This window comes from uncultured Sphingosinicella sp. (assembly GCF_963974575.1).
Classification (GTDB): Bacteria; Pseudomonadota; Alphaproteobacteria; order Sphingomonadales; family Sphingomonadaceae; genus Sphingosinicella.
The window spans coordinates 33,633-50,349 of record NZ_CAXBBQ010000001.1 but is presented as its reverse complement, the minus strand read 5'-3'; the positions used below and the strand labels follow the sequence as shown (position 1 = coordinate 50,349).

The following is a 16,717-nucleotide window of genomic DNA, read 5'->3' as shown; positions in this document are numbered from 1 at the left end:
AAGCGCCAGGGAGGCGGTATCGTGCGGCGTTCCGATGGGCCCGAGTGGGGTGGGTTCCCGGTCATGCGTGATGCTGCTGGCAGTATCTGAAAGGGCCCCATGAGCACGTTCCGCGTCACCTCGTCTTTCGCCGCCAACATCTGCGCCGGCGTTTCCCTGATCGCGCTCGCCGCCGGGCCGGCCGCCGCGGCGGACCTGACCGTCACGGGGACGCGCAACACGCCGATCACGACGTCCAACGCCAACAGCGGGCCGGGCAACGTCATCGTCGACGGCACCGTCGACGTTTCCAGCGGCACGGCGATCACGGTCGATTCCAGCAACAGCGTGACGGTGAACGCCTCGCGCACCGTGAAGACGACGACGCAGTCAAACGGCACCGGTGTCGCGGTCGTGGCACCTGCTGGCGGGCTTTCGGGCACGATCACTAACAACGGCACGATCCAGGTGACGGGCACCGGCGCGAGCGATGCGGTCGGCACCAACAACGTCGGCCTGCTGATCGGTGGCGCGGGCACGTTCACGGGCAACGTGGTGAGTGGCGGCGGCAGCTCGATCACGGTGGGCGGCACGGACTCCTACGGTGTTTCCGTGACCTCGCGGCTCGATGGCAACCTCGGCGTGAATGGCGTTTCGGTGACGGGCGCGCGCTCCACTGCGGTTTCGGTGTCGGGCGAAGTCACCGGTAACGTGAAGGTCACGGGCGGTGTTTCCGCAACCGGCGCGGACGGCGCCGCGCTTGCGGTGACCGGCACGGTCGGTGGCGGTATTGCGAACGCGGGCACCATTGGTACGGGCCAGGCGCAATCGACGACTTCGGACGGCACTGTCGTGCCCGCCGTGGCAGGCAAGGCGAGCGTCCTCATCTCCGGCACGGTCGGCGGCGGCTTCGTCAACGATCGCTATTATGTGGATGCGGACGGCAATCGTGTGGCGCCGGCCGATGTCGATACCACGAAGCATACGATCGTCGCGGGTAACGTGGCGGCGCTCGGCGGCGCGCCGGCGATCCTCGTGTCGCCCGGGGCAACCGGAACGGCGAACACCGTTGTCGGCAATGTCGGCACGGGTGCGGACGCCTATGGCATCGTCAACCGCTCGGCGATCACGGCCAGCGGCAGCACCGCGGGCCGCGAGACCGATGCGATTCGCGTGGTGGGCGGCAACGGCTTCACGGCGAGTGTCGGCGGCGGCATCAACAACCAGTCGGGCTCCAGCGTCACCGCCTCCGCGATCGATGCGGCAGCGAGCGGCATCCGCGTGGGAAGCGGCGGCATCGCGCCCGATATCGTGAACGGCGGCCGCATCACCGTGCGCGGCAACCGTACTGCGAACAGCGACGGCACCTTCGGCGTGGGCGGCAACGCTTACGGCATCCGCGTCGACGCGGGCGCGGCTGTGAATACCGTGACGAACAGCGGCACGATCGAGGTGACGGCGAACGGCAACAACCGGACCGCCTATGGTATCTATTCGGCCGGAAACGTCTCCACGATCACGAACAGCGGAACGATCGACGCGACGGGCTTCAGCGGCGAGAACGTCGCCGCCTACGCGATCGACACTTCGGCGAACGGAACGGGTGTCACGCTGAACAACTCGGGCACGATCGACGGCGCGGTGCGCCTCGGCGTGGGCAGCGACACGATGAACGTCACGGGCGGGACCGTTACCGGCGCCATCAGCTTCGGCGGCGGCACAAATGCGCTCAATATCAGTGGCGGCACGGTTACCGGCGGCCTGTCCGCAACCGGCGGCACGCTTGCGCTCGGCATGACCGGCGGCACCCTCGACCTCTCGGGGCAGGACAGCCTCTCGCTCCAGACCCTGAGCGCGTCCGGCGCCTCGAAGATCATCCTCGACGTCGGCACGGATTTCACTGGCATCGACGTGGCCGGTGCGGCGACCTTCACGGGCACGAGCACGATCGAGCTCAACATCACCGATCTGCTGGCGGGCGAGCGGACGATCGACGTGCTCACGGCCGGCGGCGGCCTGACGACCGACCACCCGGGAACGATCCTCACCGCCGACAGCGTGCCTTACATCTATGCTGTCGACGACGTGACCGTGGATGCCGACTCGATCAGCATCGACCTTCGGCGCAAGGGCGGCAGCGAACTCGGCCTCAGCAGCGAATACAGCAAGATCTACGAGGCCTCGATCGGCGCGCTCAGCGAGGAGCAGGCGCTGACGAGCGCGGTCAACGCGCTTCGCGACGAAGCCTCGGTTCAGGCTGCCGTGCGCCAGATGACGCCGACGACGTTCGGCAGCGCCGCGGCGCGCGTGCTTATCGCCAATCAGGACGCGGGCTTCGGTGTGCTCGGCCACCGGATGCAGACGATCCGCCAATCGTTCCACGGCGGCGGCATCGACGCGGTGGAGCGCGCGCGCTTCGGCGTGTGGATCCAGCAGACCGGCAACTTCTTCAGCAAGAAGGAGCGCGACAGCGACCCGGGCTTCGACGGCAACTCCTACGGTCTCACCGTGGGCGGCGATTATCTCGTCGGCGAGAAGGCAGCGGTCGGCGTCGGCCTCAGCTATATTTCGAGCGAGGTCGACCCGGACGGGCTTTCGGACAGCCCGCTCGTGGTGAAGAACCTGCAGGGCGACATCTACACGACGATCCGGTTCGGCCGCCTGTTCGTGGATGCGACCGCGGGCTATGCGATGAACGATTATCGCAGCCGCCGCGTCATCACCTTTGGGGGGCTGGACCGTGAGGCGGAGGCGAAGTTCTCCGGCTCGCAGCTTTCGGGCAACCTCACCGTCGGCTACGAAATGCCGCTCGGCAAGCGGCTGCGGTTCACGCCCAGCAACAACATCAATTTCCTGAAGGTGAAGCAGGACGGCTACACCGAGGACGGCGCGGACGCGCTCAACCTCGATATCGACAGCGTGTCGTTCGATCTTGTCCGCGGCACCTCGAAGCTCGCACTCGGCTACGGCATCCCGCTGGGCGATGGCGAGCTGTGGCTGGAGATGCGGGGCGCCTACATCTACAGGCTCGCCGGCGATCAGGTGATCGGCACGAAGGGCCAGTTCGTGGCGACGGGCGCGGCGTTCTACCTCGAATCGAAGTCCTCGCTCGACAGCGGCTGGCGCGCGGGCGCGAGCGCGAACTACGTCGGCGGCCGCACGGCGCTTGGCGTCAACTACGACCGCGAGGGCGGCTCGGGCTACGCGAACGACGCGCTCACCATGTCGCTGGCGATGCACTTCTGAAGACCGTGATGCTTGCCGGAAGGGCCCGCGCCGGTTAGACGCGTCCCGACTTTTTTGCACCTGCGAAGGGCGGACGCGCGTGGCACTCAGTTTTCAGGAGATCATCCTTACGCTTCAGCGTTTTTGGGGTGACCGGGGCTGTGTGATTCTGCAGCCCTACGACATGGAAATGGGCGCGGGCACGTTCCATCCGGCGACGACGCTCCGTGCGCTGGGGCCGAACCCGTGGAACGCTGCCTATGTGCAGCCCTCGCGCCGGCCGACCGACGGCCGCTATGGCGAGAATCCGAACCGGCTGCAGCATTACTACCAGTTCCAGGTGATCCTGAAGCCGAGCCCGGCGGATATCCAGGACGCGTACCTCGATAGTTTGCGCGAGATCGGCGTCGACCTCGCCAAGCACGACATCCGCTTCGTGGAGGACGACTGGGAGAGCCCGACGCTCGGCGCGTGGGGCCTCGGCTGGGAGGTCTGGTGCGACGGCATGGAGGTGACGCAGTTCACCTATTTCCAGCAGGTCGGCGGTTATGACTGCAAGCCGGTCGCGGGCGAGATCACCTACGGGCTTGAGCGCCTCGCCATGTATATTCAGGGCGTCGACAACGTCTACGACCTCGATTTCAACGGGCGCGGCGTCACCTACGGCGACGTGTTCCTCGCGAACGAACAGCAGCAGAGCGCCTACAACTTCGAACATGCGGACACCGAAGCGCTGCTCCGCCAGTTCAAGGACGCGCAGGCCATGTGCCGGACGCTGCTGGATAACGATCTGCCGCTCCCTGCCTATGAACAGGCGATCAAGGCGAGCCACATCTTCAATCTTCTGAATGCGCGCGGCGTCATTTCGGTCGCCGAGCGTCAGGCCTACATCGGCCGCGTCCGCGACCTCGCCAAGGGGGCGTGCGAAAGCTGGATGAAGGTCAACAACTGGCTGGAGACGGCATGATGGCCGACTTCCTGCTCGAACTGTTCAGCGAGGAAATCCCGGCGCGGATGCAGCGGCAGGCGGCTGCCGACCTCGCGCGTCTGCTTACCGCCGAGATCGCGGGCGCGGGGCTGAAGGCGCAAGCGATCGAGACGTTCGTGACCCCGCGCCGTGTCGCGCTCATCGCGCGCGGGCTTCCCGCCCAGACCGAGGCGGTGTCCGAAGAGCTGAAAGGCCCGCGCACCTCCGCGCCGCCACAGGCGCTCGAAGGCTTCTTGCGCAAGACCGGTCTGACGCAGGACCAGCTCGAAGAGCGCGACGGGGTTTACTTTGCCGTCATCGCCAAGCCCGGCCGCAAGACGGCGGACGTGCTCGCTGAGGCCGTGCCCGCCGTGGTGCGTGCCTTCCCGTGGCCGAAATCGATGCGCTGGGGTGAGACGAGCCTGTCGACGGAATCACTGCGCTGGGTGCGACCACTGAAGGGCATTGTCGCGCTGCTGGGCGGCGAGGTGGTGCCGTTCGAGATCGCGGGCGTCGCTTCGGGCCGCACGACGCTCGGCCACCGTTTCATGTCCTCCGGCGCGATCGAGATCGCGAACGCGGACGACTACGCGCCGAAGCTGCGCGCCGCGCACGTGATCGTGTCGTCGGAAGAGCGCGCGGGGATCATCGCGGACACTGCAGAGCGCCTTGCGGCGGATGCAAACCTTGCCCTCGTGGCGGATGCGGCGCTTGCCGAGGAGAACGCGGGCCTCACCGAATGGCCGGTGCCGCTGCTCGGCCGCTTCGATCCGGCGTTCCTCGATGTGCCGCCGGAGGTGATCCAGCTCACCGCGGCGAAGAACCAGAAGTATTTCGTCTGCCGCGACAGGGCGGGCAAACTCGCCCCGGCGTTCGTCTGCACCGCGAACATCGTCGCGAGCGACGGCGGCGCGTCGATCGTCGCGGGCAACCAGAAGGTGCTTGCTGCGCGGCTTTCCGACGCGCGCTTCTTCTGGGAGCAGGACAAGAAGAAGACGCTCGCGCAGCATGCCGAGAAGCTCTCCGAGATCGTGTTCCACGAGAAGCTCGGCACGGTTGCGGACAAGGTGGAGCGTGTGGCGAAGCTCGCGCGCTGGCTAGCCAGAGACCAAATCATCAAGGGAGCGGACCCAGATTTCGCCGAGCAGGCGGCTCGCCTTGCCAAGGCCGACCTCACCACCGGCATGGTCGGTGAGTTTCCCGAACTCCAGGGCCTGATGGGCGGCTACTATGCCCGCGCCGAGGGTCTGGACCCGCAAGTCGCCGACGCGATCCGCGACCACTACAAGCCGGTCGGGCAGGGCGACGATGTGCCGACAGCGCCGGTCACAGTAGCCGTGAGTCTGGCGGACAAGTTGGACACATTGCTCGCATTCTTCGATATCGGTGAACTGCCGACAGGTTCCAAAGATCCGTTCGCATTGAGGCGCTCTGCGCTGGCCATTATCAGTCTTATTTTGAATAACGATATCAGAGTACTGACTGATGCACCGATTGAGTTTTGGTTGGATCAAAGCGATCCGTTGAAAATACTCTCAGATCACCAGCTCGATCAACGTAAGTTGATTACAATTGTCTTGGATTTTCTTCTCGAACGCCTAGCGGTGCAGCAAAGAGAGAAGGGTATAAGACACGATTTCGTCCAAGCTTCGCGGCGTTGGGATGCGCGCGATGATGGCCGGTTGGATCGTGTAGTTGTACGGGCGAATGCTTTGTCAGCGTTTCTCGGCACCGACGACGGCACGAACTTGCTCGCGGGATACAAGCGCGCCGCGAATATCCTGAAGGCCGAGGCGAAGAAGGGCGAGCTTCCGTCCGCGCCGGACGCGCCCGCTTACACGCCCGAACCCGCCGAAGCCGCGCTGATCACCGCGCTCGGCATTGCCGCGCCGAAGGCTGAAACCGCCGTCGCCGGCGAGGATTTCGAAGGTGCGATGGCGGCGCTGGCCTTGCTGCGTGCGCCGATCGACGCGTTTTTCGAGGACGTTACCGTCAACGATGCCGATCCCGACAAGCGCGCATTCCGTCTCGCGCTGCTTGAGCGGGTGCGTGCCGCGGTGCACCGCGTTGCCGATTTTTCAAGGATTGAGGGGTAGCGGCGGGCGTCTCCCCTCCCGCCGACGATAAATAAGGAAGCGAGCGATCATGACGCAGTGGGTTTACAGGTTCGGTGGCGGCGTTTCCGACGGCGGAAAGGGCGACAAGAATCTGCTGGGCGGCAAGGGCGCAAATCTGGATGGCATGGCCTCGATCGGTCTGCCGGTGCCTCCCGGCTTCACCATCTCCACGGCAATGTGCACGCATTATTACGAGGCGGGCGAGAGCTTCCCGGATTCGCTGCGTGAACAGGTCGCCAAAGGCCTCGCGCATATCGAAGGCATCACCGGCAAGCGCTTTGGCGACGCGGGCGATCCGCTGCTCGTGTCCGTGCGCTCGGGCGCGCGCGTTTCGATGCCGGGCATGATGGATACGGTGCTCAACCTCGGCCTCAACGACACGACCGTCGAAGGTCTCGCGGCATCATCGGGCGACGCGCGCTTCGCGTGGGACAGCTACCGCCGCTTCATCCAGATGTATTCGGACGTCGTGCTCGGCATCGATCACTACATCTTCGAAGACGCGCTGGAGATCGCCAAGGAAGACAAGGGCGTCAACCTCGACACCGATCTTGCCGCCGAAGACTGGCAGCGCCTCGTCGGCGCCTACAAGGCGAAGGTGGAAGAGGCGCTCGGGCGTCCGTTCCCGCAGGATCCGATGGACCAGCTGTGGGGCGCGATCTCGGCGGTGTTCGGCTCGTGGCAGTCCGAGCGCGCCAAGGTGTATCGGCGCCTCAACGACATCCCGGCCGATTGGGGCACGGCGGTGAACGTGCAGGCGATGGTGTTCGGCAACATGGGCGACACGTCGGCAACGGGCGTGGCGTTCACGCGCGACCCCGCCATCGGCACGCGCGCCTACTACGGCGAATATCTGATCAACGCGCAGGGCGAAGACGTCGTCGCGGGCATCCGCACGCCGCAATATCTGACGAAGGTGGCGCGCGAGGCGGCGGGCGCGAAGGCCGCTTCGATGGAAGAGGCGATGCCGGAGACCTACAAGGAACTCGCCGGCGTCTTCGACCTCCTCGAAAACCACTACCGCGACATGCAGGACATCGAGTTCACCGTGGAACGCGGCAAGCTGTGGATGCTGCAAACGCGCAGCGGCAAGCGCACCGCCAAGGCGGCGCTGAAGATCGCCGTCGACATGGCCGAGGAAGGCCTCATCACGCACGAAGAGGCGATCCTCCGCGTCGAGCCGGGCGCGCTCGATCAGCTTCTGCACCCGACGCTTGATCCCGCCGCCACGCGCGACGTGGTGACGACGGGGCTTCCGGCGAGCCCCGGCGCGGCGTCGGGCATCATCGCCTTCGATGCGGACGAGGCGGAACGGCTCGCCGCGCTCGGCGAGGACGTGATCCTCGTGCGCGTCGAAACCTCGCCTGAGGACATTCACGGGATGCACGCGGCGCGCGGCATCCTGACGGCGCGCGGCGGCATGACCAGCCATGCGGCGGTCGTGGCGCGCGGCATGGGGCGCCCCTGCGTTTCGGGCGCGGGCGCGCTCAGCATCAACATGGAAGAGCGCGTGATGCGCATCGGCGGTCGCAGCTTCAACGAAGGCGACACGCTCACCATCGACGGCGGCACCGGCGAGGTGATGGCAGGCAAGGTCGCAACCATCCAACCGCAGCTCGCGGGCGATTTCGGTACGCTGATGGTGTGGGCAGACAAGGGCCGCCGCATGAAGGTGCGCACCAACGCCGAAACGCCGGCCGACTGCGCAGTGGCACGCGAATTCGGCGCGGAGGGCATCGGGCTTTGCCGCACCGAGCACATGTTCTTCGATCCCGCGCGCATCACGGCGGTGCGCCAGATGATCCTGTCGGAAAACGAAAAGGGCCGCCGCGCCGCGCTGGAACGGCTGCTGCCTGAGCAGCGCAGCGACTTCGCGGAAATCTTCCGCATCATGGCGGGCCTGCCGGTGACGATCCGCCTGCTCGATCCGCCGCTCCACGAATTCCTGCCGCACCGCGAGGAGGACTACCAGGAGGTGGCGCAGGCCTCGGGCGTATCGATCGACGTGCTGAAGCGCCGGGTTTCGGAGCTTCATGAGTTCAACCCGATGCTCGGCCATCGCGGCTGCCGCCTCGGCATCACTTACCCTGAAATCTACGAGATGCAGGCGCGCGCCATCATCGAGGCGGCGCTCACTGTCGCCGACGAGACGGGCGAAGCGGTGGTGCCCGAAATTATGATCCCGCTCGTGATGACGACGCGCGAGTTCGAGCTGATGAAGGCCGTGGTCGACAAGGCTGCCGAAGCCGTGTTCGCGGACAAGGGCAAGCGGCTCGACTATCTCGTCGGCACGATGATCGAGCTGCCGCGCGCCGCGCTGATGGCGGGCGAGATCGCGGAGCAGGCCGAGTTCTTCTCGTTCGGCACCAACGACCTCACGCAGACGACGCTCGGCATCAGCCGTGACGACGCGGGCAAGTTCCTTTCGGCCTATGTCGACAAGGGCGTGCTGCCGAAGGACCCGTTCGTCAGCATCGATGTGGACGGCGTGGGCCAGCTCGTGAGCATGGCGGCCGAGCGTGGCCGCGCGGCGCGCGACGGGCTGAAGCTCGGCATCTGCGGCGAGCATGGCGGCGACCCGGCCTCGATCGCCTTCTGCGAGAAGACCGGGCTCGATTACGTCAGCTGTTCGCCTTACCGCGTGCCGATCGCGCGCCTCGCAGCGGCGCAGGCGGCGCTCCGGGCCAACAAATAAGCGAGTTGGCATCGCCCCGCCGTGTGTCATGCTTGGCGGCATGAAGCGGTGGGGCAAATGGCTGCTAGCGATTGTCGCGGGGCTCACGCTGGGCCTCGGCGGCGCGTGGCTCTCCGTGCGTGGTGGGCTCGGCGCTGGGTCCGCGAAATCGGGGCCGTGGGTCACGTCTGCCGTCACCGGCTCCGCCGATGCCGACCTCAGAACGCGCGCAACCGTCGCCATCGCGGGGTTGCTCGCGCTTTCCGCGAAGGAAGCGATCTACTTCAACGCCGAGGAAGACAGCGCCGGCGCACCGCTCGACGGGCGGTGCCACTACCGCGTGACGGGCAGCGATCCCAAGGCGCGCTGGTGGAGCATTACGCTTTACGGTGCGGACCATTTCCTCGTCGCGAACACGGCGCAGCGTTTCAGCTTCCACATGCGCAATGTACCGCGCACGGGGCCGGGGATGTTTGCTTTCGATGTCGGGCCGTCGGGCGAGGGGGAGGGCTGGCTGCCGACCGGCGGGCACGCACACTTCGCCCTCACGCTGCGCGCCTATAATCCCGACCCCGCGATCATCGGCCGCCCGGACCGCGCGAACCTGCCGAGAATCGAGAAGGTCTCGTGCGCATGAGGTGGCTCGGTCCGGCCCTCCTCGCCGTGTTCGTTGCCGCGCTCACCTATGTGGCGGCGCTCTGGGCGATGCCGCATGTCATCATGGCGAAGGCGATGGAGAAGCTCGGTGCGGGCCGTATCAACACCATGCAGCACCAGGGGCTCCCGAACGCCGAAAGCCGCTTCGTGGTGCGTCCCAGCCCCGACCTTGCCTACAGCATCTGCGTGTTCGATCTGTCGAAGGGGCCGGTCGCGATCGACGCGTTCGTGCCGCCGCAGCGCTACTGGTCGCTCTCGGTCTTCGATGCGAACACCGACAACATCTTCTCGGTGAACGACCGCGCCGTATCCGAGCGCTACGCGCTCACGCTCTCGAAAGACGGCGCAGGCGGATCACTCGCCGTCCCCGGCGGCAAAGGCATCGCCCTCATCCACATCCTCGTCACCGACCCGCATGATCTCGGTCGTATCGATTCCCTCCGCCGCCGCAGCACCTGCGGTGTCAGGAAATGAAAAGCGCCGCGCCGGCTTCCTTCGCGATCGCGCGCTGATAGCCGTCCCGCGTCTGCATCCGCGCCCAGTATGCCGCGACGTTTTCCGGGAAGGCGCCAAGCTTCAGGATCTCGGCGAGCCGCAGCGCGTAGGCGAAGCCGATGTCGGCGATGGTGAACCGGTCCGCCGCGATATAGTCGCTATCGCCGAGCAGCTTCGCGGCACCCTTCAGGCGCGAGAAGAACCAGCGCGTGTAATCCTCCACCGCCTGCGGCAGCCGCCGCTCCTCGGGCTCGAACACGCCGTAGCGCAGCACGAGCGTCTGCGGGAAGGTGAGCGTCGCATCAGACTGGTAGAGCCAGTTGAGATAGCGGCCGTAGTCGGGCTCATCGGGCCGCACCGCGAGCGGCGTGGGGCCGTAACGCTCGGCGAGATAGTGGCAGATGCCGGTGGATTCGGTCATCAGCGTATCGCCATCGGTGAAGGTCGGCACGGTGCCGAAGGGGTTGAGTTCCAGATAGTCGGGCTCGGTGAAGCGCGGCGGGAACGCCATCACGCGAAGGTCGTAGTCGAGACCCATTTCCTCCAGACACCAGAGCGGCCGGAAAGAGCGCGCGCCCGCGCAGTGCCACAGTTTCATCGGGTCAGCATTTCTTCAAGGTGATCGGGGCGCCGCCATCGCGCGACACGGTCATCGTGTCTGCTGCCGGATAGGCGAGGGCCCATTCCTCGCGCGACCACTTGCCCTCAGATTGGCAGACCATGCGGCGCTTCTCATCGGTGCTCGCCGCATCGGGCGGAAGTATGTCGCAGCGGAGACGGTCTTTGGTGAGCAGCTCGTCGTTCCAGAAACGCCACCAGCCCTCGGTGCACTGGTCGGCGCTTTCCGCCCAGCGCCCCACGTAGCGCGGCGGTGGCGGCAATGGCACGGCGGGTTCTGCGGCAGGCTGGGGCGTTGCCGTCGCGGTCTTCTCCGCGGGGGCGGATTCGGGCGCGCTGCCGCACGCGGCGAGGGTGGTGAGAAGGGCGATCAGGGTGGTGCGCATCACTCGCTGCCGAGCTTACCGAAACGGGCTTCGTATTCGGTGAGGCGGCCGCTCGCGAGGAGCTTCGCCTGCTCGATCAGATGGTCCTTTTCGATGCGGCCACGGAAGTTGTCGAGCTTCGCATCGACGAGTTTCACTTCCTCGGGACTCCAGTCGGCGATCTGCGCGAAATAGAAAATGCCTATCTCGCGAAGCCGCGCGGCAAGGCGCGGACCGACGCCCTTCAGCAGGGAGAGATCGTCGGTCGGGCCGATCGGCGCTTCGAGGAATGTCGGCAGCTTGCGGCCCGGTTTCCAGCCGATTCCGGGGAGCGGCGCCGCGCTCGGGGTGCTGTCCGCGGGCGGCGGCGTGCCCGCACTTTCCGCCTTGCGCGCGGCCTTTTCGCGGCGCAGCCGGTCGACCTCGTCGGCAAGCGGTTTCACCTGATCGCGCGCGGAGGCGAGGTCCTTTTCCAGCCGCGCGATCTCCGCGCCGGCGCTTGCCAGCCGCGATGCGGCCTGATCGTGTTCGGCCTGCAGCAGCTCCAGCTTTGCCGTGCCACGGAACAGCGCCCAGCCGAGCGCGAGACCGATGACAAGGCCGGGCAGGCCGAATGTCAGCAGCGCGGTGATGTCGATGGCCATGATCCTGTCCTTGCTTGGCGTCGCCTTTCCAAACTGATAGCGCGGTCGCCGCCGAATCCAAGGAGGCAATGTCGATGGGACCGCTTTCGGGCCTCAAGATTCTCGATCTCTCGCGCGTGCTCGCGGGGCCGTGGGCGACGCAGATCCTCGCCGATCTCGGCGCTGAGGTGGTGAAGGTGGAGCGGCCCGGCGCGGGCGACGACACGCGAAGCTGGGGGCCGCCGTTCATCAAGGGGGCGGACGGGACGCAGGGCGATGCCGCTTATTATCTCGCGGCGAACCGCAACAAGAAGAGCCTTGCCATCGACATCGCCGATCCGCGCGGCGCGGCGCTCGTGCGCAGGCTCGCGGAAAGTGCCGACGTGGTCGTCGAGAACTTCAAGGCGGGCGGGCTCGCGCGCTACGGGCTTGACTACACGGGGCTCGCCGCCGTGAAGCCCGACATCGTCTATTGCTCGATCACCGGCTTCGGACAGGACGGGCCGAATGCCGAGCGGCCCGGCTACGACTTCGTCATCCAGGCGATGTCGGGGCTGATGAGCATCACCGGTGCAGCCGGTGGCCAGCCGACCAAGGCAGGCGTCGCCATCGCCGATATCACCACGGGCCTTTACGCGACCATCGCCATCCTTGCCGCGATCCGACACCGCGATGCGACAGGCGAGGGACAGCACATCGACATGGCGCTGTTCGATACCACGCTCGGCTGGATGGCGAACCAGGCAATGAACTATCTCGTGTCGGGCAAGGTGCCGCGCCCGATGGGGAACGCGCACCCCAATATCGTACCTTATCAGGATTTCCCCACCGCGACGCGCCGGATTGCGGTCGCCGTGGGTAACAACGGGCAGTTCCGGGCATTTGCGAAGGTGCTGGGGCGGCCAGAATGGGGCACGGACGAACGCTATGCCTCCTCCCCGGCTCGCGTTGCCAATCGCGAGGCGCTCGTTGGAGAGATCGAGGCCGTGCTGCTGCAAGAGCCCGCGGCGCATTGGCTCGCCGCGCTCGATGCGGTGGGTGTTCCGGCCGGGCCGGTCAACGATCTCGCGCAGGCCTTCGCGGAGGAACAGACAAAGGCGAGGGGCCTCGTGATCGAGCAGCCGCATCCGCTTGCGGGCACGGTGCGAACGATGGCGCAGCCGATGCGCTTTTCGAAGACCCCGCCCGATTATGCGAATGCGCCGCCGGAGCTGGGTGCGGACAGCACAGACGTGCTGCGCGCCGCTGGGGTTTCCGATGCGGAGATCGAGGCGCTGGTGGCGGCGGGCGTCGTCGAAACGAACGCCCGCGCCTGAAACCGGATCAGCTCGTGAAGTTGTCGGCGATCGCGCAGGCCGCCGGCCCGAGGATCACGACGAACAGCACCGGAAGGATGAACAGGATGAGCGGCACGGTCATGATCGCTGGAAGCCGCGCGGCCTTTTCCTCAGCGCGCATCATGCGCTCGTTGCGGAATTCGGCCGAGAGCACGCGCAAGCTGGAGGCGAGCGGCGTACCGTATTTCTCGGTCTGGATCATGGTCGTCACGACGCCGCGCAGCGCTTCGAGATCGACGCGGTTCGCGAGGTTCTCGAACGCCTGGCGGCGATCGGTGAGGAAGCCGAGTTCGATCGCGGTGAGCGCGAATTCGTCGGCGAGTTCGGGATAGCCGTTGCCGAGTTCCTTGGCGACACGGTTGAACGCGGCGTCAACGGTGAGACCGGCCTCGGCGCAGATCACGAGAAGGTCGAGCGCATCGGGAAGTCCCTTGCGGATCGCATCCGAACGCTTCGTGATGAGGTTCTTCACATAGATGTCGGGCGCCTTGTAGCCGACAAGCAGCGCACCGCCCACGATCATCGCTTTCGTCGAGGAGGCGTAATCCGGGAACATGCCGAGACCGTAGATATAGAACGCGCCGAGCGCGCCGAGCGCGAACGGGGCGATCAGGCGGCCGAACATGAACACGACGACCGCGTCCTTGGAACGGATACCGGCCTGCACCAGCTTCGTTTCGGCGAGCTTCGTCTGCTCGTCCTGCATGACCGACATCTTCTTGAGGATGCCGCGCATGAAATCGGTGGCTTCAGTCTTCGCCGCGAGGTTTGAGCGCCGCCGCGGGGCGACGATGCCGGCCTTCAGCTGTTCTCGGCGGTCTTGAAGCGCTTTCACGCGGCCGCGCATCGGATCGCGGACGGTCGCCACCGACCAGATCGCGACCATCATGGCGAACACACCGAGCGCTGCGAGCAGCGTTGCGAGATCGGTCCCGGTCATGCCGAGAAGGAGGGTTTTCTCTTCCATCAGATTTCGAAGCTCACCATCTTGGCCATGATAAAGGCGCCGATTGACATCCAGATAAGGCCACCGACGCCCGCCACCATCAGGCGCGGATCGACGAAGAACGGATTCAGGTAGGAGGGGTTCATCATGTACACGAGCGTGAACACGATGAACGGCAGCGAGCCGACGATATAGGCTGACGCTTTCGATTCAGACGACATCGCCCGGATCTTGAGCTTCATCTGCGCGCGCTTGCGCAGCACCTCGGCAAGATTGTTCAGCGTTTCGGCAAGGTTGCCGCCGGTCTCGCGCTGGATCGACAGCGTGATGACGAAGAACTGGAATTCCGGCGTCGTCAGGCGGTTCGCGGTTTCCTGAAGCGCCTGCTCCATCGTGCGGCCGATGCGGATCTTGTCGGAAACCTGACGGAATTCGTATCCGACCGGGTCCAGGATTTCCTTTCCGACGACACCGATCGATTCTGAGATCGGCAGACCTGACCGGAGACCGCGCACGAGAAGATCGATCGCGTCCGGGAAGCGGTCGTTGAAATTCTTGATGCGCTTCTTGATGAAGAAACTGACCACCATGTGCGGCAGGAACAAGCCGAAGAATAAACCCGCCAGCGCCGCAAGCGCCATCGGCGCGCCGGCACCCGAAATGCCGATGAAGGTGAGCGCGAGAATGCCGAGGCTCGCAACGGCATACTGACCGAGCGACCAGGGTTTTCCCGTACGCTCCAGCCGCTGGCGAAGCAGCGCGCGGTTCGGGATCAGGCCCTGGAACATATTGTCGAGCCGGCTCTCACGCGAGGCGAGGATGCGGCGCATCTGCACCTGCGCAAGCACCTCGCGCGAGGACGAATGACGCTCGCGGAGCTGCTGCAGCCGCTTCGCGCCGCGCTTCGCATTGCCGTCGCCGCTCATCATAATGATCAGCGCCAGCGCCACGAAGACGCAGCCGAAGATCACGGCGATCATCAGGTCACGGCTCATCCCATGCACTCCATCAAGGCGCGGCCAAGGCCGAAGTATTCCGCGCGTTCGTAGCAATTCGGGCGGAGGCCCGTACTGATGTAATCACCCTTCAGTTTTCCGGTCTCGTCCTCGCCGCTGTAGCGGTAGAGAAACAGGTCCTGCATGGTGATGACGTCGCCTTCCATGCCGACCACTTCTGAGATGTGCGTGATGCGGCGGCCACCGTCGCGCATACGGCTGATCTGCACGACGAGGTTCAGCGCATCGGAAATCTGCTGTCGAATGGCGTTCGGGCTGAGATTGAGCCCGGCCATGTTGATCATGTTTTCAAGACGGGTCAGCGCCTCGCGCGGACGGTTCGCGTGCAGCGTGCCGAACGATCCGTCGTGGCCAGTATTCATGGCGGCGAGCAGATCGAACGCCTCGGGTCCACGAACCTCGCCGAGGATGATACGATCAGGACGCATACGCAGCGCGTTCTTCACGAGATCGCGCATCGTAACCTGGCCGTTGCCTTCGAGGTTCGCGGGGCGCGTTTCGAGACGCACGACGTGCGGCTGCTGCAATTGAAGCTCGGCCGCGTCTTCGATGGTGACGATGCGCTCGCCGGGATCGATGTTGCGCGAAATCGCGTTCAGCATCGTCGTCTTACCCGAGCCGGTGCCACCCGAAATCAAGATGTTGAGGCGGCAGCGACCCGCGATGTTCAGGAACTTGCACATGGCGGGCGACATCGATCCGCCCTCCATCATGCGCTCGAGCGTCAGTTTGATCTTCGAGAATTTACGAATCGAGATCGAGGTGCCGTCGATGGCGAGCGGCGGGATGACGACGTTGACGCGGCTACCGTCGAGAAGGCGCGCGTCGCAGATCGGCGAGGTCTCGTCGACGCGGCGGCCGACGGCGCTGACGATACGCTGCGCGATGTTGAGAAGGTGTGCATCGTCGCGGAACTTGACGTCGGTCTGTGCGAGTTTGCCCTTGCGCTCGGCATAGACGACGTTTGGCCCGTTGACCATGATTTCGCTGACTTCGTCATCGTTCAGCAGCGGTTCGAGCGGCCCGAGGCCGAGCATGTCGTTGAGGAGCAGCGTGACGAGATCGCGCTGCTCGCGCTGGTTGAGGCCGATCTTTTCCTGAACGAGGATCTCGGAGATGACATCGGAGATCTGCTCGGCAAGTTCGCCGCGCGAAAGATCGGCGATGACGCTCGCGTCGATCCGCTCCATGAGGATCGGGTGGACGCGCTCCTTGGCGGCAAGCACGCTCTGGGTGCTTGCGCTGGCGGCGCGCGCCGACCGCTCGGCTGTCTCTGTGGCGGCGGATGGTTTCAGGCCGCCGATGAGATTGATAAGCTCGTTGAGGAGGACAGTGACGGTATCGCGAACCTGCCCGTCATCGATCGCCATGCCCTGAATATCGGCGAGACGCTTGATGGTATCTTCCATCTCTGCAGCGAGTTCGCCGCGGCGGCGCGTGCGCGTCTTCGCAGGCGGAAACAATTCGGAAAGCTGCGGCGAGAGGATCGCGTGCAGTTCCCACACGCAGTTTTCGGTGGTGCGCCCGCGCGGCGTCTCGACAGGCTTCGAGAGGCCGAAGTCTCCGGAATCGGCAACAAGCGGCCGCCTGCCGGTGCTGGCGGCGGGGCTCTGCCCGAACCCGTCACCAACAACCTGCAGTCCTGCACCGCTTCGTTTTCCGAACCCTTTGGGCTGCATACCTTACCCCGTTTTACGC

General features: G+C 65.6%; 13 protein-coding genes. 7 read left to right on the top strand and 6 right to left on the bottom strand.

Translation table 11 applies throughout. From position 1 onward, the window contains the following. Positions 1-99 precede the first annotated feature (99 nt). The 6 genes from AAC014_RS00255 to AAC014_RS00230 all read left to right on the top strand — a co-directional run bounded on the left by AAC014_RS00255 (position 100) and on the right by AAC014_RS00230 (position 10,093). Complete coding sequence (locus tag AAC014_RS00255; protein ID WP_339702657.1) at positions 100-3,225, top strand: autotransporter domain-containing protein; 3,126 nt, start codon at positions 100-102, stop codon at positions 3,223-3,225. 79 nt (positions 3,226-3,304) lie between these two features. Further along, positions 3,305-4,171, top strand: a complete 867-nt coding sequence (locus tag AAC014_RS00250) for a glycine--tRNA ligase subunit alpha (protein WP_339702654.1) — start codon at positions 3,305-3,307, stop codon at positions 4,169-4,171. Continuing rightward, entirely contained in the window at positions 4,171-6,267 is a 2,097-nt protein-coding gene (gene glyS, locus AAC014_RS00245; protein WP_339703923.1) for a glycine--tRNA ligase subunit beta, read from the top strand. The genes AAC014_RS00250 and glyS overlap by 1 nt, the downstream gene beginning before the upstream one ends. Positions 6,268-6,316: 49 nt before the next feature. Next, positions 6,317-8,983 (top strand): pyruvate, phosphate dikinase, encoded by a 2,667-nt coding sequence (gene ppdK / locus AAC014_RS00240; RefSeq protein WP_339702651.1) that lies wholly within the window; start codon positions 6,317-6,319, stop codon positions 8,981-8,983. Between the two features lie 40 nt (positions 8,984-9,023). After that, the gene (locus AAC014_RS00235) at positions 9,024-9,599 is read left to right on the top strand and encodes a DUF1214 domain-containing protein (RefSeq protein ID WP_339702648.1); all 576 of its coding nucleotides are present in this window, start codon (positions 9,024-9,026) and stop codon (positions 9,597-9,599) included. Continuing rightward, a complete protein-coding gene (locus AAC014_RS00230; protein WP_339702645.1) occupies positions 9,596-10,093 on the top strand; it encodes a DUF1254 domain-containing protein in 498 nt (165 codons plus the stop codon). Before AAC014_RS00235 ends, AAC014_RS00230 begins: the two co-directional genes overlap by 4 nt. Here the strand turns inward: AAC014_RS00230 and AAC014_RS00225 are convergent. The 3 genes from AAC014_RS00225 to AAC014_RS00215 are packed head-to-tail and all read right to left on the bottom strand — an operon-like array spanning position 10,083 to position 11,741. Beyond that, positions 10,083-10,712: a glutathione S-transferase family protein gene (locus tag AAC014_RS00225; RefSeq protein WP_339702642.1), complete on the bottom strand. Its 630-nt coding sequence runs from the start codon at positions 10,710-10,712 to the stop codon at positions 10,083-10,085. The two genes, AAC014_RS00230 and AAC014_RS00225, sit on opposite strands and share 11 nt — an antisense overlap. A 4-nt stretch (positions 10,713-10,716) precedes the next feature. After that, positions 10,717-11,118: a hypothetical protein gene (locus tag AAC014_RS00220; protein WP_339702639.1), complete on the bottom strand. Its 402-nt coding sequence runs from the start codon at positions 11,116-11,118 to the stop codon at positions 10,717-10,719. Further along, positions 11,118-11,741 carry a hypothetical protein gene (locus tag AAC014_RS00215; RefSeq protein ID WP_339702636.1) on the bottom strand — a complete coding sequence of 208 codons (624 nt, stop codon included), beginning with the start codon at positions 11,739-11,741 and terminating at the stop codon, positions 11,118-11,120. Before AAC014_RS00215 ends, AAC014_RS00220 begins: the two co-directional genes overlap by 1 nt. Positions 11,742-11,815: 74 nt before the next feature. On the opposite strand from AAC014_RS00215, the gene AAC014_RS00210 reads away from it, so the two are divergent. Beyond that, complete coding sequence (locus AAC014_RS00210) at positions 11,816-13,036, top strand: CaiB/BaiF CoA-transferase family protein (RefSeq protein ID WP_339702633.1); 1,221 nt, start codon at positions 11,816-11,818, stop codon at positions 13,034-13,036. Positions 13,037-13,043: 7 nt separating this feature from the next. Here the strand turns inward: AAC014_RS00210 and AAC014_RS00205 are convergent, their stop codons facing one another. From AAC014_RS00205 to AAC014_RS00195, 3 genes are read right to left on the bottom strand one after another with little or no spacing between them, the layout of a single operon-like run. Further along, positions 13,044-14,024, bottom strand: coding sequence for a type II secretion system F family protein (locus tag AAC014_RS00205; RefSeq protein WP_339702630.1), 981 nt, complete (start codon positions 14,022-14,024; stop codon positions 13,044-13,046). After that, positions 14,024-14,998: a type II secretion system F family protein gene (locus AAC014_RS00200; protein ID WP_339702627.1), complete on the bottom strand. Its 975-nt coding sequence runs from the start codon at positions 14,996-14,998 to the stop codon at positions 14,024-14,026. Before AAC014_RS00200 ends, AAC014_RS00205 begins: the two co-directional genes overlap by 1 nt. After that, positions 14,995-16,698, bottom strand: a complete 1,704-nt coding sequence (locus AAC014_RS00195; RefSeq protein WP_339702624.1) for a CpaF family protein — start codon at positions 16,696-16,698, stop codon at positions 14,995-14,997. Before AAC014_RS00195 ends, AAC014_RS00200 begins: the two co-directional genes overlap by 4 nt. Positions 16,699-16,717: the final 19 nt, after the last annotated feature.